Origin of the sequence: Streptomyces sp. NPDC047042, assembly GCF_040644035.1 — a bacterium.
In the GTDB taxonomy this organism is placed as follows: domain Bacteria; phylum Actinomycetota; class Actinomycetes; order Streptomycetales; family Streptomycetaceae; genus Streptomyces.
Map to the genome: position 1 here is coordinate 152,127 of NZ_JBEYVP010000025.1, position 26,423 is coordinate 178,549.

Genomic DNA, 26,423 nt, shown 5'->3' on the forward strand with positions numbered 1-26,423 from the left:
CACTTGTCCTGATGAGAGGAACGACTGGATGGGCGCACGAAACGAGGGCGACGGGACGGCACCCGGAACCGCGAACGGCTCACCACGGGTACGGGTCGCGGTCGCCCTGTCGGCCTCGGCGGAGCCCCCTGAGGGCGCCCTGACCCCGGGCGGCCGGCCCGCCGTCGCCCCGGAGCAGCGGGCCACGTCCGCCGACCCCGAACGCACCACGGCCAACGCCCCCTCGACGGCCCCGGAGCGCCCCGCCTCCACCACATCCGAGCGCCCCGCCTCCACCACATCCGAACGGTCCGCGTCCGCCACCTCTGCCGCCTCCGTCACCCAGCCGGAGGCGACGACCACCGTGAGCGGGGGCGCCTCCACGGAAGAGGGCGCCGCTTCCGCGACGGGCGCGCGCGGGCAGGATCCCGAGGGTGCGATGCCGGTCGCCGTCGCGGCGGCAGCGGGTGGGGCGCCGCCCGAGAGCGACACCCACGCGGCTCATGTGGGGCGTCCGAAGAAGCCGATGCTGGCCGCGGCGGCCATCGTGGGGGCCGTACTGATCGCCGTACCCTTCCTGCTGATGTCGGGCGGGAAGGACGACGGCAAGAAGTCGGACACCGTGCAGAGCGCGTCCCAGCGGGACGACTCCGACACGATTCTGGGCATGGACGCCGCGAGCGAGTCGCCGGACGACTACGCCACCGAGCGGCCCACCGCACCCCCAAGCCCCAAGGTGTCCAAGACCTCGGCCCCGCCGCGCTCTCCGGCCGCCGCACCGCCGAAAGCGCAGAAACCACAGGAGTCACAGGAGTCACAGGCCAAGCCGCCGCAGACCGCCGAGAAGCCGTCGACGGCCAAGGCTCCCAAGCCGCAGCCGGCGAGCAAGCCGACCCCGAAACCGGACCCGCCCAAGGCCCCCGTGTGGACGCAGACGTCCGTCTCCGCTCCCAGCACGATCTCCGTCGGTGAGTCCTGGACCACGAACCGGATCAAGCTGGTCCAGCAGGAGGACGGCAACCTGGTCGTCTACGACGAGAACAACAAGGCGCGGTGGGCGTCCATGATGTTCGGAAAGAACCACAGGACCATTTTCCAGGAGGACGGCAACCTCGTCGTCTACAACGGCGACAACCGGCCTGTATGGGCCTCCCAGACCCAGGGGCACCCGGGCGCCAAACTGATCCTGCGGTCCGACACCAAGGTGGTCATCGTGGACAAGGGCACCGTCATCTGGTCCACCTGACGGTCCGACCGTCCCCGCGCCTCACGCGACCTGCCGCAGGCCCTGCCCGACATCGTCCGGGCAGGGCCTGCGGCATCCGTGGGTGGGGCCGACTACGGCTGGGGCAGCCCCCAGGCCGCCCCCCGCTCCCCCGGCGCCACCGGCTCGATCACGAGGTCGGGCCGCTCCCCCGCGTACAGCAGGACCTCCCGGCCCTTGGCCAGCTCGATGGTGAGGGTGCCGTCCGTCGAGGTGCGTGTGCGGGCCGGGGTGCCGTCGTCCAGCACCGCGCTCACCCGACCGCCGGTCAGGTCGTGGCGCAGGCGCAGGGGTTCGCCGGCCAGGCTGCGTATCCGGATGAACCGGGTGGTGCCCGCCGTACGAGCCGCGCTGACCAGGAACGCGCCCTGGGTGCGGAAGTCGTGCAGGGTGACGTCCTGCCAGGCGGACGGGACGGCCGGGAAGACGCGTACGACGCCGCCCCAGCTCTGGCAGAGCATGTCGTGCAGGGACTGTGAGGCCGACAGCGGGGTCTCGATGACCGGGCCGGCCTCCGTGTAGTGGGTGTTGGCGCGGCACGGATAGCGCGTGGTGGGGTCGAAGAACTTCTTCAGGTACGTCAGTGAGGTGTCGCCGCGGCCCATCATCGCGTAGAGCGAGGCGGCGCCCGTGTAGCTGTAGCCGCGGTGGGCGCCGGTCAGCGCGTGCCAGTGGACGACCGACTTCTCGATCAGCTCGCGCTGCTCGGGCTGGTCCCAGTTGACCAGGTACAGCGGATACACCATCAGCAGGTGGGAGTAGTGGCGGTGGGACTGGGCGTACGGGGTGTCCGCGCCGATCATGAAACCGTTGGCGTCCACCGGGTACGGCGTCAGCTTGGCCAGGGTCTCCTGCCAGCGAGGGGCGAGCGGGTCCTCGACGCCGAGGCGCCGGGCCGCCTCCAGGAGGGTGGTACAGCCCCAACGGATCAGCGCCAGGTCGTAGTTGGTGTCCTGCGGCGGGACCACCGGGTACTCCGGGGAGAGGGTCGACGGAAGGTGGAGCTTGCCGTCGTCGCCGGGCTGGAGGAAGTGCAGGTAGTAGTTGACCGCCCGGCGGAGCAGGGGGAAGACGGTGTCCCGCAGCAGCCTGTCGTCCATGCTGTGGCGGTAGCTCAGCCACACGTTGTGCAGGGCCCAGGTCAGATCGCCCACCTCGGCGCCGGTTCCGGGCCTGCCGACGGTCCGGTTGGCGAACATGTCGGAGCTGCGGCCCACCCCGGCGCTGTCCGAGCGGTAGGCGGCGGGCACGTTCGCGGTCAGTTGTTCCTGGTTCTGGCGGACGGTGGTGGCCAGCGAGTCGAGTTCCAGGTGGTTGGAGCCGTGGATGAGCCAGTACTCCAGCTGGATGTTGAGGTTCCACCACACCGCAGGCCAGGGCGTGGGCTCCAGCCAGGGGCCGCAGGTGGCCATCGGCGGGCCCCCCGCGACGCTCGCCGACGCGACCTTGTAGAGCTGGATCCAGTGGAAGCTCTGCAGCCGCTCGTCGGGGATCGACACGAAGCTCTTGCGGTAGAAAGCGTGCCAGGCACGGGTGTGGGGGCCGCGCAGGGCCGCGTACGAGCCTGTCTTCTTTACCTTCTGGATCTTCTTCAGCGACGTCTCGGCCGCCCGGGTGTTGGACGGGTGGCTGTGGGCGACGGTGAGGACGAGGGTGTCGCCCGAGTGCCGGTACGCGGTCGCGGTCTGACCGCCGCCGGTCAGGGGCTGGAGTACCTGTTCGATGTCGCCGGTGGTCAGGGTCGTCCACGGCGGGTTGGTGACGTAGTCCGCAGGCGGGGCCTCGCTGATCTTGCGGGGGCTGATCGCCTCCTCAGGATGGAACGTCCAGTGGACCTCCTCGTCGCCGTCCGCCGTGACGCGCGCGGCGAGGACGCCGTCGCGGATGAGGGCGGCGAGGGTCAGGGTGCCCTTGTCCGTGGTGATCGTGCCGGTGAGCTCGGCGTTCCACAGGCTCAGGCGCCAGTCCACCCCGGTGATGGTGCCGACCGGGTCCAGGGTCAGATGTCCCACGGGGAGCCGGCAGGTACCCCAGCCGCTGCCCAACTCCGGCCGGTGGTCCTGGACTTCGCCGTGCTGGACGGTGAAGCGGACGGCGTTCACGCCCGGTTCCCGGTAGACCATGCTGCCCAGACGCCCGTCTCCGAGGAACGGGCCCTCGTGCCACAGCGTGGGCATCCTGCGCCACAACAGGTCCTGTGCGCGCAGGAACTTGCTCCAGGCGTCGGACGTGTCCATACGGTTGCGGAGCTTCCAGGGACGGGGTGCGGCCGTGGTGGCGGCGGCCTGGCCGACCGAGGGCAGGGCGGCGAGCGTCGTACCGCCCAGCGCCGAGCCGAGCACTGCTCTGCGAGAGGTCATACGGGTGCCTCCAGAAAACGGGGATGGACTACCAGCCCGTCCGGCGTTTGAGGACGAGGCCGTTCAGGCCGAAGCGGGGGTCTGGGGGCGACAGCCCCCAGGAAGGGATGGGACGGGTAGGGGCGGCGGGGGCGAAGAAACCCGGCCGGAGGGATCGGCGCCGTCAGGACCAGTTGGCCGGTTCGGCCAGCGCGTAGGTCGAAGCGATCCGGTGGCTGTCGTGCAGGATCGTCAGCGTCCGAGGCCCGCTGGGCGTGCCCTCGCGCCAGGCGGTGCAGTAGATCCCGTTGGACCAGCGGATCGTCCGCGAGGTGGACGGCAGTACGGTGATGCCGGTCCGACTCACCGTCCTCGTGCCGTTCAGCCACACCTCGAAGGCGCCCCGGCCGTCGCCGTCGAGCCTCAGCCGGGTGACGATCCGGATCCAGGTGCCGCGCAGAGCGCTGATCGATCCGGCGGTGCCATTGATGCCCCCGGAGCCGCCGAACCGGATCTCCGAGCCGATGACGAACATCAACAGCCAGGGCCCTTCCGGGTCTTCGGGCGACCACTGCTGGAAGGTGACGTTCTGGTCGTGGAAGGTCCAGTCGGGCGCGAGGCGGATCGCCTGGCCGTAGTACCGGTCCTCGCCGACGCTCTGCGCGCCGCGCCGGATCACCTCGGAGTGGTAACCGCCGGTCTCGTCGATGTACGTCTGGGTCGCCGCGAGCGCGTGTGCGCCCTTGTAGGTGGGCGAGTCGACGGTCGCGATGACACCGTCCTTCTGTGTGTAGGCATGATCCCAGCCCTCGACGCTGCCCCGGTTCTGGAACTGGACCTCGTCGGCCGCCCGGGCCTGTCCCGGCAGGATCGCGGCGGTGGCACCGGCGAGGCCGAGTCCGCCGAGCGCGGTGAGTGCCGCTCGTCTGCGCACGGCTCACCTGGTCCAGTAGGTGATGTTCCGGAAGCGGGCCTCGGCCCGTCCGGTGCCGTGGTGGTAGACGCCGTTCTTGAAGTGCCGGGTGGCGGGGCCCCGGTCCTGGGCGGTCAGCACCAGCGTGTCGTCGAGGTAGACCTTGACGCTGCCGGCCGAGGCGTCGTGCGCGAGCTTGACGTTGAACCACGTGTCGTACGCGCCGGTCTTCAGGACCGTGCGGTCGAACGCCCGTACCGTTCCGCCGTTCGCGTTGTAGATGTTGAGCATGAAGTCGGTGGCCGGGGTGCCTTCGGGGTGGATCACGCGGAGGATCTGCGCGAAGGTCGCGCCGTTGGTGCCGGACGGGAGGTACACGTCGGCGTCCCACATGTGCCGGCCGGAGGTGTACTCCTGCTTCCAGCGCATCTCCGTACGCGGATCGGTGGAACTGCCCTCCGACAGGGGCTCGTCGGTGTCGTACACCCACATGCGCCGGACACCGCCGCTGTCGCTGTACCGGTCGCTCAGGTCCAGGTTCCACGGCTTGTGCATGCTGTACGTGAACGGCGTTTTGGTCCAGCCGTCCGTGGGGGACGCGGTGGGGGCCGCGGCGGCGGGAGACGCGGAGGCCGTCGAGCAGACGGCGCCCGCGGCGAGTAAGCCTCCGGCTGTCAGAACCGTACGCCGCGATGAAGTCATGGGCATGCCAAATCAACCTTTCACAGGGATCGGTGATTCATCGGATCTATCTCCCGATGGAGCGTAGGACTAGACCAGAAGCGCGTCAATATTCACGTCCGGCCGAAGATAGATCCGATGTACACCGCCCTCAGAGCCTGGCTACTCCCCTCGCGGCCCCGGGTTGAACGCCGGGTGGAAGCTCTCCGGCGGAGCCAGATAGCTGACCGGCAGGCCGCCCGTGTCGATGACGATCTGGTCGACGGAGATGGCCGCGTCGACCATGAAGAGCCGCAGTTCGTGTTCGCCGGGTTCGGTGACCGTCACTGTCGCCGTCAGCCGCTCGACACCGTCCTCCACATTGCGGGCCCAGGCGTCACCCCGGTTGCCGGTGGCGACGGACTGGCCCGACAGGACCGTCACCGGCTGGTCGTCGAGCGACACCGCCACCCGTCGCCGTCCCCGCTCGTCGAGCGACGGCAGCCGGAACACGGTGACCGGGAAGGTACCGCTGCTGCTGAACCGCACCCGGTACCTCAACTCCGGTGCCCGGTCGGCGAATTCGGCCGTGAACGATTCCGCCGTCGACGGCACCGCCTCCACCGCGCCGCTACGACGGCCCAGCCCGCGTACGGTCCGCCAGCGGGCCCCGCCACGCGCCACCCGGCGGTCGGTGTGCGCGGCGTCGATCGAGACGTACCCGTGCGCCTCGACGAACCCCCGCCCGCGCAGCGCCCGTTCACCGTCGTTGCGCACCCTCAGCGGTACGTCGATCCGCTGCCCGGCGTCGCCCCCGCTCACGGTGACCGTCGCGTCGTACGTTCCCTCGGGCACCCGGTCCCAGTCGATCTCCACCCACACCCGGACCTGGTCGGTGAGCGAACCGCCCGACTCGCTGAGCCGCACCCAGGGATGAGAGGTCTCGGCGGTCCAACTCACCTCCAGGAAACCGGTGTTGAAGACATCCAGGAAGCGGCGGTCCCGAGTACCGGAGAAGAAGGACAGCGGACGGGCCGTCCCCGTCTCATTGCCCTCGGACGCCACGCCCAGGCCCGACGTCTCCTGGCGGGCGACCCTGGTGACGGCCGGGCGGCCCGGTGCCTTGGGGATCTGCGAGGGGTACGGGTTGACGATCCCGTCCCATTTTCCGCCCGCCACCTCGGTGTTGTACCGCTTGGTGAGCGCCGCCTCGGTCGCGTGGGCCGCCTCGGCGAGGTCGGCGAAGCGGTTGGTCCCGGCGCCGCGTCCCTGGCGACGGGCGAGCGCGTTGCGGTCCGCCCAGTAGTACTTCAGGTTCATCAAGTAGGCGCCGTGCACCGGGTATTCGACCAGCTCGAAGTAGGCGTCCCGGTAGGCCTCGGGCAGCTTGGCGCCCAAGGTGCGGGCCCGTTCGAGCAGTTGCTCGTAGGCGGCCATCCGGCGGCCCGCCTCATCGCCGTGGTGGATGACGGAGACGAGGCCCGGGGCGATGAACTCCGGGCGCAGTTCCGCCGCGAGGCGGTGGTACTCGGTGCGGATCGCGGCGATCTCGCGGCCGTGCCGGCGCCCGAACTGCCGGCCCGCCCACTCGACCAGGAATCCCCCGGTGTCGTCGGCGTCCCAGCGGTTCACGTCCCAGGCGATGTCCATGGCGAAGGACAGCCCGTTCTCGATCGACTTGAGGTCCCCCACGTTGAAGATCCACATACGGTCGGCGCCGTGCTCGTACACGCGGCGCAACTCCTGCCAGAGCTTGGCCGGTTGGGTGGTGTCCAGCCACAGATAGCTCTTCGGCCGGCCCCAGTAGGAGAGGTGGTAGTAGATCCCGTTGCCGCCCGCGCGCCGCCGCTCCGCGTCGTTCGGCAGCTGGCGCATGTTGCCGTGGTTGTCGTCCGGCCAGATGAGGGTGACGTCGTCGGGCACCTGGACGCCCGCGTTGTAGAGGTCCAGCACCTCCTTGTACGGGATGAAGATCTGCGGCTCGGCGGCCCGGCCGACCTCCTCGGTCAGGATGCGGCGCTGGTCGGCGATGATGTCGTTCATCACCACGACCTTCTCGGGGATCGTGGTGGCGTTCCTCGTCTCCAGCGCGCTGTCGTGCAGGCCGCGCATGCCGAGCGTCCAGCTGCTCTCGTAGCCGGCGTTCTGCCGGGCGCGCGCTCTCCAGTAGTCCGAGATGACACCGGGGTTCACCGTGTAGTCGTACACCGGCAGGCTGCCGTCGGGGTTGCGGTGCTCCGCCGCCCACGGGTCCCATTCGTGGACGCCGTTGCGGAGCAGGGCCTCGGGGTGGCTGGAGCCGACGACTATGCCGTAGTGCTCGGCGAGTTCGGGGTTCTCGCGGTGCTTGTTGAAGAAGTCGGAGTACGGATGCATGGCCGGCCAGAGGTAGTTGGCCTTGAGACGCAGGAGCAGCTCGAAGACGCGCTTGTAGGTCTCGGGGCCGATGTTCTTGTCCGGCTCCTGGGTGCGGTGGGACCAAGTGGTCAGGTTCTGCTCGTCGTTGATGAAAATGCCCCGGTAGCGGACGGAGGGCTCGTGCCGCGTGAAGGGGCAGGCGGGGACGGTCACCTCGTCGCGGTGCTCGACGGGCACGTCGGCCCACCAGTACCAGGGGGAGACGCCGATGCGTTCCGAGGTGTCGTAGATCCCGTAGATCGTGCCCCGCCGGTCGCTGCCCGCGATGACCAGGGCCCGGTCGACGCCGGGCAGCGGACGGTCGATCACCTGGGTGACCGAGGCTTCCCAACTCCCCTTGATCCGGGAGACGTTCAGGCGCCCTTCGGCGATGAGCCCGTCGATGACAGGGCTCGCCCCGATGGTGCCGACGAGGACGAGGTGCGCGGCCTTCTCGGGGACGGTGTGCAGGAGGCCCGGTCGTACCCCGCCGACCCGCTCGATGTCGGCCCGCAGATCCCCGGCCGCGCGGATCACGGCGGGGTCGTCGGCCGCGTCCACATGGACGTCAGTGGCGAATCCGCCCCGGACCAGGGGGAATTCGGCGCCGCCGGTCCGGCCCACCCGGGTGGAGGACGCGGCGTGGGCGGCCTCGGAGAGGGGCCCGAGGAGCAGCGGGGTCACTCCGGCGGCGGCCATGCCCCGCAGGAAGGACTTGCGGGTCCAGGGCTGCGCCGGTGTCTGGGGCGGGTTCTGTGCCGGGGTCTGCGGCGCCGAGCGGTCCTGGGATTCGCGGTGGGGCACGAGACGCTCCTTCTCCGCCCAGGCCCCGCGTCGGCTTTTCGCGCAGCCGGTCAAGGAGCTGAGCGTATGAGTGCGGACGGTGAGATGACGCAGGCCAGAAAGCGCTTGCTACACCTCATGCACCCTAGGGCAGGGCCAACCCGGAGTCCATATCCCGGCGCATGCCACTCGCCCGCACCAAGGGCGTCCACCGGCACCGACTGCCCCCGTCGGTGTCCGGCCTCCCACCAGGCAACTCCCTCTCTGGAGCCACCCACGCCCTCGGGTTCGGCTCCCCGGGGCCTCAGGCCATGTACTCCGTAGCCGCGTCCAGCAGCCAGTCCGTCAGATAGCCCGCGAAGGACGAGCGGACCAGCACCCAGAAGCCGGCCCGGGGTTCGTCCCGGGCGACCAGGACCACCTGGGTGCGCCCCAGGGTCGTCTGGGCGCAGCGGCCCGTGCCGAAGGCGCGGGGATGCAGGTCCAGTGGGCAGCCGTGGGCCAGGAGGTCGCGGGCGCGCGGGCCCGAGACGAGAAGCGTGGTCCGCTGGGCGGAGACGTCGGTCACGGAGACCGGCTCCTCCCCCGCCGCCTCCCTGATACGGCTCTCCAGTTCCCGTTCGCTGCCGGGCGGCCCCACGAGCAGCCACTCGTCCGGCCCCAGCCACAGGACGACCAACTCCCCTGCCCGTACGACGGTGTTGGGCGCGAGAGGCAGCGGAAGGCCGAGGGCGAGGCCGACCGCGTCCGCCGCCGCCCCCTTGGCGTCGAGGCGCACGTTGAGCTGCGCCAGGAAGGGGAGTTCGGCGAGTCGGACCGCACCCCGGGAGGTGCGGGTGGCGGCGGCGAGGCGGCCGGCCGCGTCCGAGAGGGGGGAGACGGGGGACGGGGAGGACAAGGAGGAGGGCCGGGCGGCGCTCAGGGTGGTGGTGTCAGCCATCTCGGCGGGCTCCCTCGGGGTCGTAGAGGACGGGACTCGCGACGGTCACCGGGACCAGCCGGTCACCCACGGGCGCGTACAGCCGCTCGCCGACGCGTTCCCGGCCGCCCTTGATCAGGGCGAGCGCGAAGGTCCGGCCCAGGGCGGCGCTGCGGTAGCTGGAGGTGACATGGCCGAGCATCGGGACGGGCGGCGCGGGCAGCACGCTGTCGGCGACCAGTTGTGTGCCCTCGGGGAGGAAGGTGCCCGGGTCGTCCGGGAGCAGGCCGACCAGGTGCTTGCGGTCGGGGCGGACGGCGTCGGCACGGGCGTACGACCGCTTCCCGATGAAGTCGGGCTTCTTCTTCGACACCACCCAGCTCATTCCGAGGTCCTGCGGGGTGACGGTGCCGTCGGTGTCCTGGCCGATGATCGGGTAGCCCTTCTCGGCGCGCAGGACGTGCATGGTCTCCGTGCCGTAGGGGGTGATCCCGTACGGGGCGCCGGCCTCGTACAGCGCCTCCCACAGGGCGCGGGCCTCCCACGGCGACACATTGATCTCGTAGGCCAGTTCGCCGGAGAAACTGATCCGGCAGACGCGCGCGTCGATACCCGCGACGGACGTCTCGCGCCACGCCATGAACGGGAAGTCGGCGTTTTCCACGGCCAGTTGAGGCGCCAGGGAGCCGAGGACCTCACGGGAGCGGGGGCCGACCAGTGCCACCGTCGCCCACTGTTCGGTGACGGAGGTGCAGTGGACGCGCAGGTCCGGCCACTCGGTCTGGGACCACTCCTCCATCCAGTCGAGCACGGCGGCGGCGTTGCCCGTCGTCGTGGTGACCAGGAAGCGGTCGGCGGCGAGACGGATGACCGTACCGTCGTCGAAGATCATGCCGTCGGGGCGGCACATCGCGCCGTAGCGGATCATGCCGACCTTCAGGGTGCTCATCATGTTGGTGTAGAGCAGGTCGAGGAAGACGCCCGCGTCCGGGCCCTGGACGTCGATCTTGCCGAGGGTGGAGGCATCCATGAAGGCCACGCTGTCGCGGGCGGCGGCGCACTCGCGCAGGACGGCCGCCTCCATGTCCTCGCCCGCCTGCGGGTAGTACCAGGGGCGCTTCCACTGGCCGACGTTCTCAAACAGCGCGCCGTGCTCGACGTGCCAGGTGTGCAGGGCGGTCGTACGGATCGGGTCGTGCAGCGCACCCCGGTCGCGGCCCGCGAGGGTGGCGAAGGAGACGGGCGTGTACGGCGGCCGGAACGTGGTCGTGCCGAGGGCCGAGATGTCGACGCCGAGCAGCGCGGCGACGATACCGCTGGCCAGCAGACCGGACGTCCTGCCCTGGTCGTTGGCGGTGCCCGCGGTCGTGTAGCGCTTCGTGTGCTCCACCGAGCGCATACCGGTGCCGGTGGCGCGGGCCAGGTCGTCCACGCTGACATCGCGCTGGAGGTCGACGAAGGAGTGCGTGTCGGAGGCATCCGGGATGGTGTACACGTGCATGGGCGGCGTGTGGGGCTGCGCGGCGGGGTCGGGGGCGGGGAGACGGGGCGCCTCGGGGGCGTAGCCCTCCGCCTCGAGTGCGCGGGAGGCCGCGCCGACGCCCTGCGCGAGCACCGAGGGCAGGTCGAGTACGCCGGACGCGCTGCCCGCGACCTCCACCGCCTGCCGGCAGGTGTCGGGGACGAAGGCGCCGAGCGCGCCGTCGTAGCGGAGCTTGCCGCCCGCCTGACTGAACAACTGGGCCACCGGGTTCCAGCCGCCGGAGACGAGGAGCAGGTCGGCGGCGAACTCGCGTCGGCTGTCTGTGGTTGCTCCGGCTTCGGCGGGCTTTCCTGTGGGCTCTCCTTCGTAGACGGCGACCGTCACGGAGGTCAGGCGCGGGTCCGCCTCTGTGCCGTCGCCGGCTTCCGTGGCGGCTTCTGTGCCGACGACCGCGTGTCCCGCCAGCACCTCGATGCCGGCCGCCCTCGCGCGGTCGGCCCACTCCCCCGGGTAGGGGCGCGTGTCGACGATCGCCGCGATGTCCGCGCCCGCTCCGGCCAGGTCCAGGGCGGCGGCGTACGCGCTGTCGTTCGTGGTGAACACGACCGCCCTGCGGCCGGGCAGGACACCGTGCCGGTTGACGTACGTACGCGCCGAGGCGGCCAGCATCACGCCGGGGCGGTCGTTGTCGGCGAAGGCCAGTGAGCGTTCGTGGGCGCCGGTGGCGAGGACGACGCGGCGGGCGCGGATACGCCAGACGCGTTCGCGGGAGACGTTCTCTGGGGCCGCCGCGCCGAGGTGGTTGGTGCGGCGTTCGACGGCGAGAAGGTGGTTGTCGTCGTAGTAGCCGAAGACGGTGGTCCGGGGCAGGACACGTACGTCCGGCGCCGCTTCCAGGATGGCCCTGGTCGACTCGACCCAGTCGAGGTGTTCGGCCGTGCCCAGGAGGCTGCCGCCCGGCTCCGGACGGTCGTCGGCGAGGATGACCCGGGCGCCGGTGCGGGCAGCCGTCGCGGCGGCGGCGAGGCCCGCGGGGCCCGCGCCGACGATCAGTACGTCGCAGTGGGCGTGTACGGCGTCGTAGCGGGCGGGGTCGGGGGTGGTGGCCAGGCGGCCCTGGCCGGGGAGGCTGCTCGCTGCGAGGCCCTCGTACAGCTCGACCGTGGGGGCGGGGAGCATCGGCTCGGGGAACGGGGCCTCGATCTGGATGACCGCGTTGGGTTCCTCGACGCCGGCGGAGAAGATGCCTCGGGGGCGGCCGAGTTTGATGCTGGTGCCGGTCTGGATGATGCCGTTGGCGAGGAGGGCGGAGGCGAGGGTGTCGCCTTCGTAGCCCTGGTATTCGGTGCCGTCGAAGGTGAAGGTGAGGGGGTTTTGGCGGTTGATTCGGCCGCGGGTGGGGAGTCTGAACGGCTGGGTTTCCTCCCCCACCCCACCCCTTCCCGAAAGTTCTGGGGGCTCCGCCCCCAGCCCCCCGTTCGGCCCTGAAGGGGCCTCGTCCTCAAGCGCCGGACGGGCTGGAGGTGCCGGCCGGGGCTGAGTGGTGACCCCAGGAGAAGCAACAGCCGCATCCGCCACCGGAGTTGTGACTGGACGCTCCTCCCCTGCCCTGTACACCGCCAGGATCTCGTTCGTTCCCGTGTCCCGTACCGCGTTGAACCAGCGGCGGCAGCCCGCCGCGTGGCTCCAGCGTTCCGCGAACGGACCCTTCGCGTTGTCGCGGAAGAACAGGTACCGGGCCCACTCCTCGTCGGTCAGGGCCGACGGGTCCTCCGGGTACGGCACGTGTGCCGCGCCGCCGTAGTGGAACTCGGCCTCGTCGCGGGGCCCGCACCACGGGCAGGGGATGAGCAGCATGTCGTTCGGCTCCCTTGAGGATCCCTAGTGGGCCACCGCGGCCGCGCCGTGCTCGTCGACGAGCGCGCCGGTGGTGAAACGGTCGAGCGAGAAGGGGGCGTTGAGGGCGTGGGGCGTGTCGTGGGCGATCGTGTGGGCGAAGACCCAGCCGACACCCGGGGTGGCCTTGAAACCGCCGGTCCCCCAGCCGCAGTTGAGGTACAGGTTGTCCACCGGCGTCAGCCCGACGATCGGCGACGCGTCCGGACTGACGTCGACGATGCCGCCCCACGTACGCAGCACATGCGCCCGGGCGAACACCGGGAAGAGCTCCAGCGCGGCCGCCATCTGCTCCTCGATGATGTGGAACGCCCCGCGCTGCGTGTACGAGTTGTACGAGTCGATGCCCGCGCCCATCACCAACTCGCCCTTGTGTGCCTGGCTGACGTACACGTGCACCGCGTTGGACATGACGACCGTCGGATGCACGGGCTCCAGCAGCTCGCTGACGAGGGCCTGCAACGGGTGGCTCTGGAGCGGGAGTTCGATGCCCGCCATGGCCGCCAGGACCGAGCTGTGGCCCGCCGAGCACAGCGCGACCTTGCCCGCCGAGATCGGACCCAGGGTGGTCTGGACGCCGACGACCCTGCCGCCGACCACGTCCAGTCCCGTCACCTCGCAGTTCTGGATGATGTCGATGCCGGCCGCGTCCGCCGAGCGCGCGAGACCCCACGCCACGTGGTCGTGCTTCGCGATGCCGGCGCGCGGCTGATAGGTGCCGCCCAGCACCGGATAGCGCACGTCCGGCGAGATGTTGACGATCGGGCAGACCTCTTTGACCTGCTCGGCGTCGAGCCACTCCGCGTCCACGCCGTTCAGCCGGTTGGCCTCCACGCGGCGCACACTGTCACGGACGTCCTGAAGACTGTGCGCGAGGTTCAGCACTCCGCGCTGGGAGAAGAGGATCGGATAGTCGAGCTCCTCCTCCAGGCCCTCCCACAGCTTCAGGGAGTGCTCGTAGATGCCGGCGCTCTCGTCCCACAGGTAGTTGGAACGGATGATCGTGGTGTTGCGGGCCATGTTGCCGCCCGCGAGCCACCCCTTCTCCAGCACGGCCACGTTGGTGATGCCGTGGTTCTTCGCCAGGTAGTGCGCGGTGGCGAGCCCGTGCCCACCACCGCCCACCACGATCACGTCGTACGACCGCTTGGGCTCAGGCGTACGCCACAACCAGTCCGGATGCTCCGGCAGCTCGGCACCGGGTGTACGGGGGCTCATCACGCGTCTCCGTCTTCTGCAGTGAGTGGGCTCGTCATCCTGAGGAGGGGCGGCGAAGCGCCCCGACAGGGGCGCGGGGAACTGCGCGACAAGCCCCCACCGGCCCGCAGGTCGATAACCGCACCCCCCGTGGCGCGCCTACCCACGGAGACGCGACATCGTAGAGTCGAACAACGGCTCCTCGGCGACCACCGCCGCCACCCGCTGATCGAAGTAACCGATCTCCAACACCGTCCCCGGCGCGGCCAGTTCCACCGGCAGCCACGCGTACGCGATGCCCTTGCCGATCGTGTAGCCGTAGGCCGCGCTGGTGACATAGCCGACTGCCCGGTCACCCTCGTACACCGGCTCCTTGCCCATCACCACGGACCCCGGGTCCTCGATGGTCAGGCAGGTCAGCTTGCGCCGCACCTCGCCCTTACGGCGTTCCAGCGCCGCCTTGCCCACGAAGTCGCCCTTGTCGAGCTTCACCGCGAAGCCGACGCCGGCCTCGTACGGGTCGTGCTCGTACGTCATGTCGGTGCCGAAGGAGCGGTAGCCCTTCTCCAGGCGGAGGCTGTTGAAGGCGCCGCGCCCCGCCGCGATGCCGCCGAGCGGCTGTGCGGCCTGCCAGAGGGTGTCCCAGAGTTTCTGGCCCTGGTCGGCGGTGGTGTAGAGCTCCCAGCCGAGTTCGCCGACGTAGGACAGGCGCATCGCCGTCACCGGGACGCTGCCGATGTAGGCACGCTTTGCGCGGAAGTACTTCAGGCCGTCGTTGGAGAAGTCCTCGTCGGTCAGGGGCTGGAGGACCTTGCGGGCCAGCGGGCCCCACAGGCCGATGCAGCAGGTGCCGGGGGTGATGTCGCGGACCTGGACCGTGCCGTCGGCCGGGAGGTGGCGGGTGAACCAGTCGAGGTCGAGGTTGCCGTTGGCGCCGACCTGGAAGAGGTCGCGGCCGAGGCGGGCCACGGTGATGTCGCTGCGGATGCCGCCGTCGTCGTTCAGGAGCAGGGTGTAGGTCACCGAGCCGACCGACTTGGCGACCTTGCTGGTGGTGAGGCCTTCGAGGAAGTTGGCGGCTCCCGGGCCGGTCACCTCCAGGCGCTTCAGGGCCGTCATGTCGTACATCGCGACCGTCTCGCGGGTCGCCTGGGCCTCGGCGCCGACGATCGGCGACCAGTACTGGGCCGCCCAGTCGCCCGGGGTGGGGATGGAACGGCCCGCCACCAGGGGCGCGTTGGCCTCGTACCAGTGCGGGCGTTCCCAGCCGTTGGCCTCCAGGAAGAAGGCGCCCAGCTCACGCTGGCGGGTGTGGAAGGGGCTGGTGCGGATCGGGCGCGGGTCTCCCGACGGCTGCAGGGGGTGCAGGATGTCGTAGACCTCGACGAAGTTCTGGCAGTCGCGGGCCAGGACGTACTCCGGGGCAAGCTGGTGCGGCTCGAAGCGGTTGAGGTCGCACTCGTGCAGGTCGAAGGAGGAGCAAAAGCCGTCGACCAGCAGTTCGGCCATGGCCCGGCCGACGCCCGCCGAGTGGGTGACCCACACGGCCTCGGCGACCCAGAAGCCCTTGACGTCCGGGGACTCGCCGAGCAGCGGGAAGTTGTCGGTGGTGAAGGAGAAGAGGCCGTTGATGCCCTCCTCGACCTTCGCGTCCTTGGTGGCGGGGAGCAGGGACTGCGTCTCCGTCCAGGCGGGCTCGAAGTCGTCCTCGGTGAACTTCAGGACGGAGGGCATCCCGCCGGCCTCGTCCGCCTGGCCGAAGGAGAGGATGTCGTCGGCCGAGACGGGCATCGGGCGGTGGCCGTAGTAGCCGATGCCGATGGCGTCGAAGCGGTCGCGGTAGTAGAGGTCGGCGTCCTGGTGACGCAGGATCGGGCGGACCGCCTCCTCCGTCTGGCCGGCGAGCGCGGGGACCGGGCCGGTCCAGGCCAGCTGGTGGGCCAGGGGGGTGAGGGGGAGGTTCAGGCCGGCCATGCGGGCGATCTTCGGCCCCCAGATGCCGGCGCAGCACACGACGATGTCGGCGGCGATCTCGCCCTGGTCCGTGAGGACACCGGTGACCTGCCCGTCGGTCTGCAGGACGTCCAGCACCTCGTGGCGGGGCAGGAAGGTCACGCCGCGTTCGGTCGCCCGGCGGATCTGCGCCTCAACCGCCAGCACCGCCTTGGCGAGGCCGTCCGTGGGGACCAGGAGGCCGCCCAGGACCCGCTCGGGGTTGACCAGGGGGTGCTGCTCCACGCACTCCTCGGGGGTCAGCAGGCGGGACTCGATGCCCCAGGCGGTGATCCAGCCGTGGCGGCGGTGCAGTTCGGTGAGGCGCTCGGGGGTGGTGGCCACTTCGAGGCCGCCGACCTGGAGGAAGCAGGGCTTGCCGTCGACGTCCAGGGAGCAGAACTTCTCGACGGTGTAGCGGGCCAGTTCGGTCATCGTCTTGGACGAGTTCGTCTGGAAGACCAGGCCCGGGGCGTGCGACGACGAGCCCCCGGTGGCGGGCAGCGGGCCCTGGTCGACCACGGTCACTTCGGTCCAGCCTCGCGCGGAGATCTCGTCCGCGAGTGCCGCGCCAACGACGCCCGCTCCGATGATGACCACTCGGGGTCCCGCCATCGCCGCACCTCCGGTTAGTTGCTTTCTACGCAACATGACTCAGGTTGCGCAACTCAATGTGCCTGCAGCACAGGTGGGTGTCAAGGGGTTCTCGCCCCCTGGGGGGCTGCGCCCCCAGACCCCCGCTTTCGCGCTGAACGCGCTCGTCCTCAAACGCCGGACGGGCTGGAAGTCAGCCCCTCCGGCGTTTGAGGAGCGGGGGTTCGGGGGCAGCGCCCCCGAGACGGATGGGACGGGTAGGGGCGGCGGGGGCGAAGAAAAACGCCAATGCCCGGCAGGCGGCGCACACTTACGCGCACCGCCCACCGGGCACCATGCTCAACACACCTCAGGACACTCGAGGCATCACTTGATCCAGGCGTCGACCTTCGCCCGGTTCGCCTCAACCCACTTCTTCGCCGCAGCCTCAGGCGTCATCTTGTCCTCGGCGATGTACTTCGCAACCGTGTTCTGGTCATCGTTCGTCCAGCTGAAGTTCTTCACCAGGTTGTACGCAGGACTCCCCGACCCGGCGAACTTCGTGCTGACGATCTTGTCGAGCTTGTACACGGGGTAGTCGCACGCCACCTTCTCCGGGTCGGCGTCACACCCGTCCTTGTACTCCGGCAGCTTGACCTTGACGAGCGGCACCTCCGACATGAACCACTGAGGCTCGTAGAAGTAGCCGATCACCCATTCCTTGTCCTTCTCCGCCTTGCGGAAGGCCTGGATGAGCGCGGTCTCGCTGCCCGCGTACACCACCTTGAAGTCCAGCTTCAGGTTCTTCACCAGCGCCTCGTCGTTGGTGACGAACGACGGGTCGCCGTCGAGGAGCTGGCCCTTGCCGCCCGACTCGGAGGTCTTGAACTTCGCCGCGTACTTGTCGAGGTTCTTCCAGTCGATGATGTCCGGGTGCGCCTTGGCGAGCCACGGCGGCACGTACCAGCCGATCAGCCCTTCGTTGCCGGTCGCGCCGGCCTCGACGGCGGTCTTCTGGTCGGTGATGTACTTCTTCTTCAGGTCGGGGTGGCCCCAGTTCTCGATGACGGCGTCCACCTCGCCCGTCCCGAAGCCCTGCCAGGCGATCTCCTCCTTCAGGTCCTTCTTGGTGACCTTGCACCCGAGATCGTGCTCCGCGACGTACGCGACGACCGCCGCGTTCGCCTCGTAGCCGACCCACGGGTTGACCGCGAGGTTGAAGGTGCCGCACTTCGCGGAGGAGCCGGAGGTCCCGCCGGACGACCCCCCGGAGGTGCCGGAGCCCGAGGAGTCGTCGCCGACCTTCGCGCCGCCGCAGGCGGTGAGGGTGAGGGCGAGGACGGCCATGCCGGCCGCGCCGACTCTCCACTGTGTTGCTTGCCTTGCCATGGTGGTAGCTCCTTACGCGTTACGCGCCTGCACGCCGCGCCGCTGCCTGAGTGATCCGGTCGAACATGACTCCGAGAAGGACGATGGCCAGCCCCGCCGCCAGCCCCTTCCCGTACAGCTGCCCCTGCGAGAAGCCGGCCACGACGTCGTAGCCGAGGGCGCCCGCGCCTACCAGGCCGCCCACAACAACCATCGACAGCACATAGATCAGGCCCTGGTTGGTGGCCAGGGTCAGAGCGCCGCGTGCCATCGGCAGCTGGACCTTGGTGATGATCTGCCAGGTGTTGCACCCGGCGGAGGTGGCCGCTTCCACGGTGGCCGCGGGCACGTTCCGTATCCCGTCCGCGATGATCTTCATGGCGACGGGGGCCGCGTACACGATGGCGGCGACGATCGCCGTGAAGCGGGTCGCGCCGAACAGCGCGAGGAACGGTACGAGGTAGACGAACGGCGGCATGACCTGCGCCGCGTCGAGCGTGGGCCGGATCAGCCGGTCCGCGAGCGTGCTGCGTCCCATCCACACGCCGAAGACGACGGCCAGCAGCATCGTCATGACCGTGGCGAAGAGCGTGGACGCCAGGGTCGTCATGCTGTCCGACCAGACACCGGTGGCGACCAGCAGACCGACGCACACCGCCGTCGTCACCCCGGCCCGCCAGCCGCCGAGCACCACGGCGATGCCGATCAGGACCGCGCCGACGAGCCACCAGGGCGAGTCGGTGAGCAGGGTCTGGAAGGGGTTGAGCAGACCGTTGGTGAGGGAGTCCCGGAAGGCGTTGGTGAGGCCCGACAGATTGTCCTGCACCCAGGTGCTCGCGGTGTCGGCCGCCTTCGCGACGGAACTGCCGACATCACCCTCGCCGGGGAACTCCGCCGCCCACACGTAGGTGTGCGAGAGGTAGACGAGTACGGCGGCGACGGCCGCGCCCGCCACCACCAGCCGGCGCCGCCAGGCGAGCAGTCTGCCGCCCGAACGCCGGGCCGCCTCCTCGCGTCCGCTCGCCGCAGTGGTGACCCGGTCGAGGACGATGGCCATGACGACGATGGCGAGGCCCGCGTTGAAGGCCGTACCCACGTCGAGCGACTCGAGGGCCTGCATGACGGTCTTGCCGAGGCCGGGCGCGTCGATCAGGGCGGCGATGGTCACCATGGCGAGGGCGGCCATGATCGTCTGGTTGACGCCCATGACGACGGTCCGCTTCGACATCGGCAGCAGCACCTTCAGCAGCGCCTGCCACCGGGTCGCGCCCAGCGAGTCGGCGGCCTCGACGGTCGTCTCCGGCACGGTCCGGATGGCGTGCGCGGTGATGCGGATCGTCGGCGGGGCCGCGTAGACGACGGTGGCGATGGTCGCGGAGGCGCCGCCGATGAGGAAGAACAGGGTCAGCGGGGCGAGATAGACCATGGTGGGCATCGTCTGCATGAAGTCCAGCAGCGGTGTCATGATCCGGTTGAACCGGTCGGACAGCCCCGCCCACACGCCCAGCGGGATCGCGAACAGCAGCGCCACGAACACCGCCGACAGCGTCAGCGAGAGCGTGTCCATGCTCTCCTGCCACAGCCCCTGCAGCCCGAAGAAGACGAACCCGGCCACGGTCAGCAGCGCCACCCGCCAGTTGCCCACGGCCCACGACACGAACCCGGCGATGCCGACGACCCCGAGCCAGCCGATCTGCGGCAGGGGCCGGGAGTCGGACGGCTGGGAGATCAGCTGCTGGACGAGGGTCACCAGGTTGTCGATGACCAGGCGGATCTCGTTGAAGAAGTAGAGGAAGAGCGGGTTGGAGTTGCGGTTGGCGCCGATCGAGTCGTTGACGTCGTTCAGCCACCGGTGCAGCCAGGTGAGGTCCGCCGCCGCGAGCGGCAGGGTGTTCGTGCCGCGCAGTACGGCGAACAGCACCAGCCAGAGGACGAGGATCGCCCCGACCACCATGCGCCGGCTGACCCGGCGTACGGCGGCGACGGGCGCCGCGGCCTCGGGCACGGTGTCCGTCTGCTGCGGAGGCTCGGGAGCCGGGGGTTTCTCCATGGCGACGGTCATCGCGCGCCGCCTCCCTGTCCCTGTCCCAGTCCCTGTCCCTGTGCCGGTCCCTGTCCCTGCCCGGCGACCACCGCGAGGATCTCCTCGTCGCCGACCAGGCCGATCAGCTTGCCGTTCTCGACGACCTTGACCGGCCTCTCGGCGGCGAGGACAGCCCGGGTGGCCTCCCGTACGACGACGTCCGGACCCAGTTCGGGGCCGTCGAGGTCGTCGCCGTCGGCCGGCGGGCGCATGATCCAGCGCAGGGTGAGGACGTCGGCACGCGGCACGTCCTTCACGAACTCGCGTACGTAGTCGTCGGCGGGCGCGCCCACCAGCTCGTCCCCGGTCCCGCACTGGACCATCTTGCCGTCGCGCATGATGAGGATGCGGTCGCCGAGTTTGAGGGCCTCGGAGAGGTCGTGGGTGATGAACACCATCGTCTTGCCGACCTCGCGGTGCAGCCGGATGACCTCGTTCTGCATGTCGCGGCGGATCAGCGGGTCGAGCGCCGAGAACGGCTCGTCGAAGAACAGAACCTCAGGATCGCCCGCCAACGCCCTTGCCAGGCCGACGCGTTGCTGCATACCGCCGGAGAGCTGGTCGGGGTAGGAGTTCTCGTACCCGGACAGGCCGACGAGCTCGACGACCTCCAGGGCCCGCTTGACGCGCTCCGCCCGGCTCATCCCACGTATCTCGAGCCCGAAGGCCACGTTGTCGACGACCCGCCGGTGCGGCAGCAGCCCGAAGTGCTGGAACACCATGGAGAACTTCTCGCGGCGCAGCTCGCGCAGGCGCTTGTCGTCGGCGTCGCGGATGTTCTCGCCCTCGAAGACGATCTCACCGGCGGTCGGTTCGATCAGCCGGGTGAGACATCGCACCAGGGTCGACTTGCCGGAGCCCGACAGACCCATGACCACGAACACCTCGCCGGGCGCCACGTCGAAGTCGATGTCGCGCACGGCTGCGGTGCATCCCGTACGGTCCATCAGCTCGCGCCGGGTGAGGCCGCACAGCTCCTCCGACTCCGGGACCCGTTCCGCCTTCGGTCCGAACACCTTCCACAGGCCGCGCACGGAGATGACCGGCGTGCCGTCCGAGTTCTGGGACGTGCCGCGCCGCTGCGGCACCTCGGTCTGTACTGGGGTCACGATCGACCTCTTTTCGGCGTTCAGCCGCGGAACCAGTGCTGCGGCCGGGGTTGGATGTTCTGCCAGATGTGCTTGGGCTCTCGGTACTCGTCCAGGCCGCTCGGTCCCAGCTCCCGGCCCACACCCGAATGCCCGAAACCACCCCACTCCGCCTGCGGTACGTAGGGGTGGTAGTCGTTGATCCACACGGTGCCGTGGCGCAGCCGGCGCGCGACCCGCTGGGCCTTGCCGGCGTCCTGCGTCCACACCGCCCCGGCGAGCCCGTACTCGGTGTCGTTGGCGATGCGTACGGCGTCATCCTCGTCGCCGTCCCTGAACCGCTCGACGGTCAGCACGGGCCCGAAGGACTCCTCGTGCACCACACGCATGTCCTGCGTGCACTCGTCGAGCACGGTGGGCGGGTAGTAGTGGCCGCCGGCCAGCGCGGGATCGTCAGGCCGCTCACCACCACACCGCAGTACGGCACCCTCGGCGATACCGGCCGCGACATACGCCTCGACCTTCTCGAGATGCCCGGCGGAGATCAGCGCACCGGTCTCGGCCTCGGGATCGAAGGGCCCGCCGAGCCGGATCTGCCGAGCCCGCCGAACGACTTCGTCAACGAACCGATCATGAATCGAATCCTCGACAATGAGCCGCGCCCCGGCGGAACAGACCTGCCCGGAGTGCAGGAAGACGGCGGTGAGGGCGAAGTCGACGGCCGCCTCGAAGTCGGCGTCGGCGAAGACGACGTTGGGGTTCTTGCCGCCGAGTTCCAGGGCCACCTTCTTCACGCCCGCGGCGGCGGTGGCCATGATGCGCTTGCCGGTCTCGAGCCCCCCGGTGAAGGAGACCATGTCGACGGCGGGGTCCTCGGAGAGCGGGGCCCCCACCTCGGGCCCGGCACCGAGCACGAGGTTGCCGACCCCGGCGGGCAGCCCCGCCTCCGCCAGCGCCCTCATCAGCAGGATGGAGGTGGAGGGGGTCAGCTCACTGGGCTTGAGGACGAAGGTGTTACCGGCGAGAAGCGCCGGGGCAACCTTCCAACTGGCCTGCAGGAGCGGATAGTTCCAGGGAGTGATCAGCCCGCAGACCCCCACCGGCTCATACACGACCCGACTGACGGCGTCATCACGTCCGGTGTCGATCACGCGGCCGGCGTCCGTGCCGCCGATCCCGCCGTAGTGGCGGAAGCAGGAGACGACGTCGGCGATGTCGTACTCGCTCTCCACCAGCCGCTTGCCGGTGTCCAGCGACTCGGCGCGGGCGAACTCCTTGGCGTCGCGTTCCATGATGTCGGCGGTGCGCAGCAGCAACTGGCCGCGCTCCCGTTCGGGAGTACGCGGCCAGGGTCCTGTGTCGAAGGCGCGGCGGGCGGCGGCGATGGCGGCCTCGGCGTCGGGACGCGTCCCTTCCGAGACGGTGGCGGCGAGCCTGCCGTCGGCGGGACATCGGATCTCCCGGCGGCCACCGGCAACCGGCACCCGCCATTCACCGTCCACATACAGGTCTGCCAGGTCTGCCACGCGCCAAGCCTTTCAACTGAAATTCGTTGCGCATCGTGCACCCAATTGCTTGTGGTGGAACACCCTGGCGAATGTGCAGACATACGTCAAGTAGTTGGCGGATGACGATTTCGACAGCCTTCCCCGGTGTGCACACTCACCCGGCCGCTCTTGACCGGAGCGCCCGCCGAGCCGACCATGTTGCGTATCGCTCACCATGTTGTGCAATACGCACCAGCGGAGGTCGACGTGTCCCCCAAGTTTCCTCGCCCTGCAGCCGGCAGTGAGTACGTCCTCACCCTCTCGTGTCCCGACAGCTCGGGGCTGGTCCACGCCGTGAGCGGCTTTCTGGTCCGCAACTCGGGAAACATCCTGGAGAGCCAGCAGTTCGACGACCGTCTCCAGGGCCGCTTTTTCATGAGGGTCCACTTCGATGTTTCCGATCCGGACGCCACTCTGGAAAACCTGCGTTACCGATTCGGCCCGGTCGCCGAGGCGTACGGCATCTCCTGGACCCTGCGGGACGCGTCGACGCCGACCCGCACCCTGATCATGGTGTCCAAGTTCGGCCACTGCCTGAACGACCTCCTGTTCCGCCGCCGCACGGGCGGCCTGAACATCGAGATCCCGGCGATCGTCTCCAACCACCGCGATTTCGAGGGCCTGGCGGAGAGCTACGGCATCCCCTTCCACCACATCCCGGTGACCCGCGAGACCAAGCCGGAGGCGGAGGCACGCCTACTGGAACTGGTCCGGGACCTGAACATCGACCTGGTGGTACTGGCCCGCTACATGCAGGTCCTCACGGACGACCTGTGCAAGGAGCTGGAGGGCAGGGCGATCAACATCCACCACTCCTTCCTCCCCAGCTTCAAGGGAGCACGCCCGTACGAGCAGGCGTACGACCGAGGAGTGAAGCTGGTCGGCGCGACAGCTCACTACGTGACGTCCGACCTGGACGAGGGCCAGATCATCGAACAGGACGTGGTGAGGGTGGACCACTCCCTGGACCCGGGCGAACTGGTGACGGTGGGCCGGGACGTGGAGGCACAGGTACTGGCACACGCGGTGAAGTGGCACAGCGAGAGCAGGGTGATGGTGGAGGGAAACAGGACGGTGGTGTTCCGCTGAGGCGGCGGTCGTATACGAGACTTCCCACCCACCCGCCCGTCTCGCCATGCTCACACGTCGATCCGGGCATGCCGAGCGCCGCAGCCTCCGGACGGCACGAAATTGCCTGGCCACAGGCTTCTGAGACCGTCTACTCTCCGTCCATGCGGACCGTCTTCATCTTCCCCTGCGGCGAGATGACTGCGACTACAGCAACGCTGGCCCGGCTGTTCGAAGGCCAGGCCGGATACTGGACTGACAGTAACCTCTACATCAACCTCGAAAACGAGCGCGACGGCCAACTGTTCGCCGACTGGGAACCCGAAGACGTCCGCCGTCTGGAAGCTGCTCGGCTCCCGCCCTTCCTGGGCCCTGCAGGTCGACATCTCCGGCCGCATCGATGGCACAGCCGAGATCCGCGACCTTGCATCACGCCTTCTACAAGAAGGTGGCGTCGCGGTCGACGACTACTCCGACCACTGCTGGACCCTTCACGAGATCGAACGCTCCCTCCAGATCGACGGACTGGGCTTCTTCGACTTCCGCACCTACCACGACAGTGCTTGCGACCAGTAACTCCAGGCGCCCACGGACCCGAGCCCGGCATCAGGGAGTATCACCCATGTTCGACCACGTCACCGGGTTGCGGCCCGAGGAAGCCGCGCGATGGACCGCGCTTGTCGAGCAATGTCGGCCTGTGCTCGCGAACGAGGGGATGGAGGCGGTTCAAACTCTGCTGGCCGAGCACGGCATGAGCATCATCCAGTCGATCGTGATCACCCGAGCTTTGCTCGGTTGGGCAGAAGCACCTCTACGCCTCGCCATCGACATCGTGACCACGAGTGCCGCTCGGACAGTCATCAGCGGAAACGGCTGATCAATTTCGTTCGGCACCCGTACGTCAACGACGGGCCACCGCGACGTGAACCTTGAAGGCGCAGGGAATGACCCCATCCGGTGTCGTCATGTCCCTCACCTCGGCCAAGAAGGCCTGCCGCAACCGCCGCACAGTAGCGCGATCGAGGGGGCCGAGATCATAGAGGCTGGAAACCGCAGCCCACACCTGCTCCACTGGTCCGCTCAGATCGATAGGAACGGTCTCCCAGCCCACAGCCGCGAAACCTGCCGGCCCGAGGACTTCATCGAGCCCTTCGCGACTGCGTGTCCTTTTGTCCCCCAACGCCGGGATGCGCTGCGAGGCAGGCGTCTCCTCGATCGTGCGCCGCAGCAACACGAGGAACCGTTCGTATGCCTCGCCGCCTACGGCCCCGCCTCCCACCACGCAAGCCAGAACCCCTCCGGGAGACAGGACCCGGGCCACCTCAGCTGCGACTTGCTCGATCTCGCTCATCAACATCAGTGCCATGTGGGAAACGCAGGCGTCGAAGCTGTCGTCGGCGAAAGGAAGCTCCTGAGCTCGGCCCTCTTCCAGCTTCGCTCCGGAAAGCGCCGGCCGACGTCGTGCCAGGGCCAGGGAGTGCGGGGACAGGTCCACTCCCGCGAGTTGCCTCCCAGTCCTTCGGGCCAGCAACTCGAGCAGTAGGCCGTCGCCGCAGCCGAGGTCCAGCACGCGCATGCTTCCAGCCACCCGATCGCACAAGATCTCATAGCTTGACCGGCCGTCTGGAGCATGGCCACGGCCGAACGCTTCTGCGGTCACTGCTGGGTACTGGGCGTGGAACGCCTGCAGAAATGCCTCTTGCGGTGCGGTAGTCGTCACTCACCCAACCTAAGCCGCAGGCCTTCCGCGTGTCCGTCCTCAGTCCGGAAAGACCATCGCAAGTCGGTTGACGGTCACGCAGCGGCCAACAGCATCCAGGCCGTTACTGGCAGAATGCCGGAGGTGGAGTCGATCTTGCGCGCCGCCGGGAAACTGCTGGGCGTCGAGTTGTCCGGCCCGGTCGACCTGGGTGGCAGCTCGCGCAGCACCGTGGTGCGTTGTGCAACGGCCGATGGCGGCACCGTGATCGTCAAGGCGTTCGGCAACGAGCCGGACTCCCTGCGCTGCTTCACCGCTGAGGCCGCCGCGCTCTCCCTCGGCATCGCCGGTCCGGAGCTTCTCGGCGTGGACCCCGAGGTTCCCCTGCTGGTGATGGAAGACCTCGGAAACGCCCCGACCCTGGCGGACGTCCTGCTCGGGAACGATCCGAAGGCCGCGGAAAGCGGGTTGCTGGCCTGGGCCCGAGGGCTCGGGCGGCTGGCTGCCGAATCGGTGCACCGGCGGGCCGATCTCACACGGCTGCGGTCCCAGTACGACAAGGGCATGGCGCCGTGGGGGGAGGAGCCGTGGATCGCGCAGAGGGCCACTGAGCTACTGGCGCAGCTCGAAGGCGCGGGTATCGCGACTCCGCCCGGCCTCGCCGAGGAGTTGGCCGGGATCGGGACGGCGGGCGGAGAGGAGTACCCGGCGTTCACCCCGGGCGACACCTGCCCCGACAACAACCTGCTCACCTCGGAGGGCCTGCGCCTGATCGACTTCGAGGCGGCCTCCTACCAGTCGGTGTTCCTGACAGCCGCGTACTGCCGGATGCCGTTCTCCAGCTGCTGGTGCGTCTTCACGTTGCCGGCCGGGTTGGCCGCGGAGATCGAGCAGGCGTACCGCGCGGAGGTCGTCGGCGTGTATCCGACCCTGGCGGAGAACGCGGTGTGGCAAGCGGGCATGCGGCAGGCCGTGGCGGTCTGGACGGTGGACGCGACAGTGCGGATGCTGCCCCGCACCGCGGAGGACGGCCCACTCCACCGGACTCGACGCCCGGTCCCGACGAGACGCCAACTGCTTAGAGGTCCTAACAGAAGTTGTTGATCATGTGACTGTCGGCGTGGTTCCTCGTTGGTCTTGCCGTGGGGAAAAGGGAGTCGCGGCCGTGGATCGTC

17 protein-coding genes are annotated in these 26,423 nt (G+C 69.4%); 4 read left to right on the top strand and 13 right to left on the bottom strand.

Annotation, left to right across the window (positions count from 1 at the left end; all coding sequences use genetic code 11):
• The first annotated feature begins 28 nt into the window (after nucleotides 1-28).
• Nucleotides 29-1,225 (top strand): mannose-binding protein, encoded by a 1,197-nt coding sequence (locus tag ABZ855_RS28420; RefSeq protein WP_360811537.1) that lies wholly within the window; start codon nucleotides 29-31, stop codon nucleotides 1,223-1,225.
• Between the two features lie 92 nt (nucleotides 1,226-1,317).
• On the opposite strand, the gene ABZ855_RS28425 is transcribed toward ABZ855_RS28420, so the two are convergent.
• From ABZ855_RS28425 to ABZ855_RS28480, 12 genes are all read right to left on the bottom strand, one after another.
• Complete coding sequence (locus ABZ855_RS28425; RefSeq protein ID WP_360811539.1) at nucleotides 1,318-3,603, bottom strand: glycoside hydrolase family 95-like protein; 2,286 nt, start codon at nucleotides 3,601-3,603, stop codon at nucleotides 1,318-1,320.
• Between the two features lie 163 nt (nucleotides 3,604-3,766).
• A complete protein-coding gene (locus ABZ855_RS28430; protein ID WP_360811541.1) occupies nucleotides 3,767-4,516 on the bottom strand; it encodes a heparin lyase I family protein in 750 nt (249 codons plus the stop codon).
• 3 nt (nucleotides 4,517-4,519) lie between these two features.
• The gene (locus ABZ855_RS28435; RefSeq protein ID WP_360811543.1) at nucleotides 4,520-5,203 is read right to left on the bottom strand and encodes a polysaccharide lyase family 7 protein; all 684 of its coding nucleotides are present in this window, start codon (nucleotides 5,201-5,203) and stop codon (nucleotides 4,520-4,522) included.
• Nucleotides 5,204-5,338: 135 nt separating this feature from the next.
• Entirely contained in the window at nucleotides 5,339-8,251 is a 2,913-nt protein-coding gene (locus tag ABZ855_RS28440; protein ID WP_360811578.1) for a glycosyl hydrolase 115 family protein, read from the bottom strand.
• 388 nt (nucleotides 8,252-8,639) lie between these two features.
• The gene (locus tag ABZ855_RS28445) at nucleotides 8,640-9,275 is read right to left on the bottom strand and encodes a sarcosine oxidase subunit gamma family protein (RefSeq protein ID WP_360811545.1); all 636 of its coding nucleotides are present in this window, start codon (nucleotides 9,273-9,275) and stop codon (nucleotides 8,640-8,642) included.
• Nucleotides 9,268-12,594: a sarcosine oxidase subunit delta family protein gene (locus ABZ855_RS28450; protein ID WP_360811547.1), complete on the bottom strand. Its 3,327-nt coding sequence runs from the start codon at nucleotides 12,592-12,594 to the stop codon at nucleotides 9,268-9,270. The genes ABZ855_RS28445 and ABZ855_RS28450 overlap by 8 nt, the downstream gene beginning before the upstream one ends.
• Before the next feature lie 24 nt (nucleotides 12,595-12,618).
• On the bottom strand, nucleotides 12,619-13,851 hold the full coding sequence (locus ABZ855_RS28455) for a sarcosine oxidase subunit beta family protein (protein WP_360811549.1): 1,233 nt from the start codon (nucleotides 13,849-13,851) through the stop codon (nucleotides 12,619-12,621).
• A 138-nt stretch (nucleotides 13,852-13,989) separates the two neighbouring features.
• Nucleotides 13,990-16,437 carry an FAD-dependent oxidoreductase gene (locus ABZ855_RS28460; protein ID WP_360811551.1) on the bottom strand — a complete coding sequence of 816 codons (2,448 nt, stop codon included), beginning with the start codon at nucleotides 16,435-16,437 and terminating at the stop codon, nucleotides 13,990-13,992.
• Between the two features lie 345 nt (nucleotides 16,438-16,782).
• Nucleotides 16,783-17,784 (bottom strand): ABC transporter substrate-binding protein, encoded by a 1,002-nt coding sequence (locus ABZ855_RS28465; RefSeq protein ID WP_360811552.1) that lies wholly within the window; start codon nucleotides 17,782-17,784, stop codon nucleotides 16,783-16,785.
• A gap of 19 nt (nucleotides 17,785-17,803) precedes the next feature.
• Complete coding sequence (locus ABZ855_RS28470; protein ID WP_360811554.1) at nucleotides 17,804-19,825, bottom strand: ABC transporter permease subunit; 2,022 nt, start codon at nucleotides 19,823-19,825, stop codon at nucleotides 17,804-17,806.
• Complete coding sequence (locus tag ABZ855_RS28475; protein ID WP_360811556.1) at nucleotides 19,822-20,955, bottom strand: glycine betaine/L-proline ABC transporter ATP-binding protein; 1,134 nt, start codon at nucleotides 20,953-20,955, stop codon at nucleotides 19,822-19,824. Before ABZ855_RS28475 ends, ABZ855_RS28470 begins: the two co-directional genes overlap by 4 nt.
• A 20-nt stretch (nucleotides 20,956-20,975) precedes the next feature.
• The gene (locus tag ABZ855_RS28480; RefSeq protein WP_360811580.1) at nucleotides 20,976-22,451 is read right to left on the bottom strand and encodes an aldehyde dehydrogenase family protein; all 1,476 of its coding nucleotides are present in this window, start codon (nucleotides 22,449-22,451) and stop codon (nucleotides 20,976-20,978) included.
• Between the two features lie 237 nt (nucleotides 22,452-22,688).
• Here ABZ855_RS28480 and purU point away from each other — a divergent pair, with 237 nt between their 5' ends.
• Nucleotides 22,689-23,570, top strand: a complete 882-nt coding sequence (gene purU, locus ABZ855_RS28485; protein WP_360811558.1) for a formyltetrahydrofolate deformylase — start codon at nucleotides 22,689-22,691, stop codon at nucleotides 23,568-23,570.
• 601 nt (nucleotides 23,571-24,171) lie between these two features.
• On the top strand, nucleotides 24,172-24,426 hold the full coding sequence (locus tag ABZ855_RS28490; RefSeq protein ID WP_360811560.1) for a hypothetical protein: 255 nt from the start codon (nucleotides 24,172-24,174) through the stop codon (nucleotides 24,424-24,426).
• A gap of 24 nt (nucleotides 24,427-24,450) precedes the next feature.
• On the opposite strand, the gene ABZ855_RS28495 is transcribed toward ABZ855_RS28490, so the two are convergent.
• Complete coding sequence (locus ABZ855_RS28495; protein WP_360811562.1) at nucleotides 24,451-25,269, bottom strand: methyltransferase domain-containing protein; 819 nt, start codon at nucleotides 25,267-25,269, stop codon at nucleotides 24,451-24,453.
• Nucleotides 25,270-25,392: 123 nt separating this feature from the next.
• Between ABZ855_RS28495 and ABZ855_RS28500 the strand changes: the two genes are divergently transcribed.
• Entirely contained in the window at nucleotides 25,393-26,352 is a 960-nt protein-coding gene (locus ABZ855_RS28500) for a hypothetical protein (protein WP_360811564.1), read from the top strand.
• Nucleotides 26,353-26,423: the final 71 nt, after the last annotated feature.

Bases quoted from the DNA above. Each gene is read 5' to 3' on its own strand.
- ABZ855_RS28420 (WP_360811537.1), top strand. From the start codon at position 29: ATGGGCGCACGAAACGAGGGCGACGGGACGGCACCCGGAACCGCGAAC.
- ABZ855_RS28425 (WP_360811539.1), bottom strand. From the start codon at position 3,603: ATGACCTCTCGCAGAGCAGTGCTCGGCTCGGCGCTGGGCGGTACGACG.
- ABZ855_RS28435 (WP_360811543.1), bottom strand. From the start codon at position 5,203: ATGCCCATGACTTCATCGCGGCGTACGGTTCTGACAGCCGGAGGCTTA.
- ABZ855_RS28440 (WP_360811578.1), bottom strand. From the start codon at position 8,251: ATGGCCGCCGCCGGAGTGACCCCGCTGCTCCTCGGGCCCCTCTCCGAG.
- ABZ855_RS28445 (WP_360811545.1), bottom strand. From the start codon at position 9,275: ATGGCTGACACCACCACCCTGAGCGCCGCCCGGCCCTCCTCCTTGTCC.
- ABZ855_RS28450 (WP_360811547.1), bottom strand. From the start codon at position 12,594: ATGCTGCTCATCCCCTGCCCGTGGTGCGGGCCCCGCGACGAGGCCGAG.
- ABZ855_RS28455 (WP_360811549.1), bottom strand. From the start codon at position 13,851: ATGAGCCCCCGTACACCCGGTGCCGAGCTGCCGGAGCATCCGGACTGG.
- ABZ855_RS28460 (WP_360811551.1), bottom strand. From the start codon at position 16,437: ATGGCGGGACCCCGAGTGGTCATCATCGGAGCGGGCGTCGTTGGCGCG.
- ABZ855_RS28465 (WP_360811552.1), bottom strand. From the start codon at position 17,784: ATGGCAAGGCAAGCAACACAGTGGAGAGTCGGCGCGGCCGGCATGGCC.
- ABZ855_RS28470 (WP_360811554.1), bottom strand. From the start codon at position 19,825: ATGACCGTCGCCATGGAGAAACCCCCGGCTCCCGAGCCTCCGCAGCAG.
- ABZ855_RS28490 (WP_360811560.1), top strand. From the start codon at position 24,172: ATGTTCGACCACGTCACCGGGTTGCGGCCCGAGGAAGCCGCGCGATGG.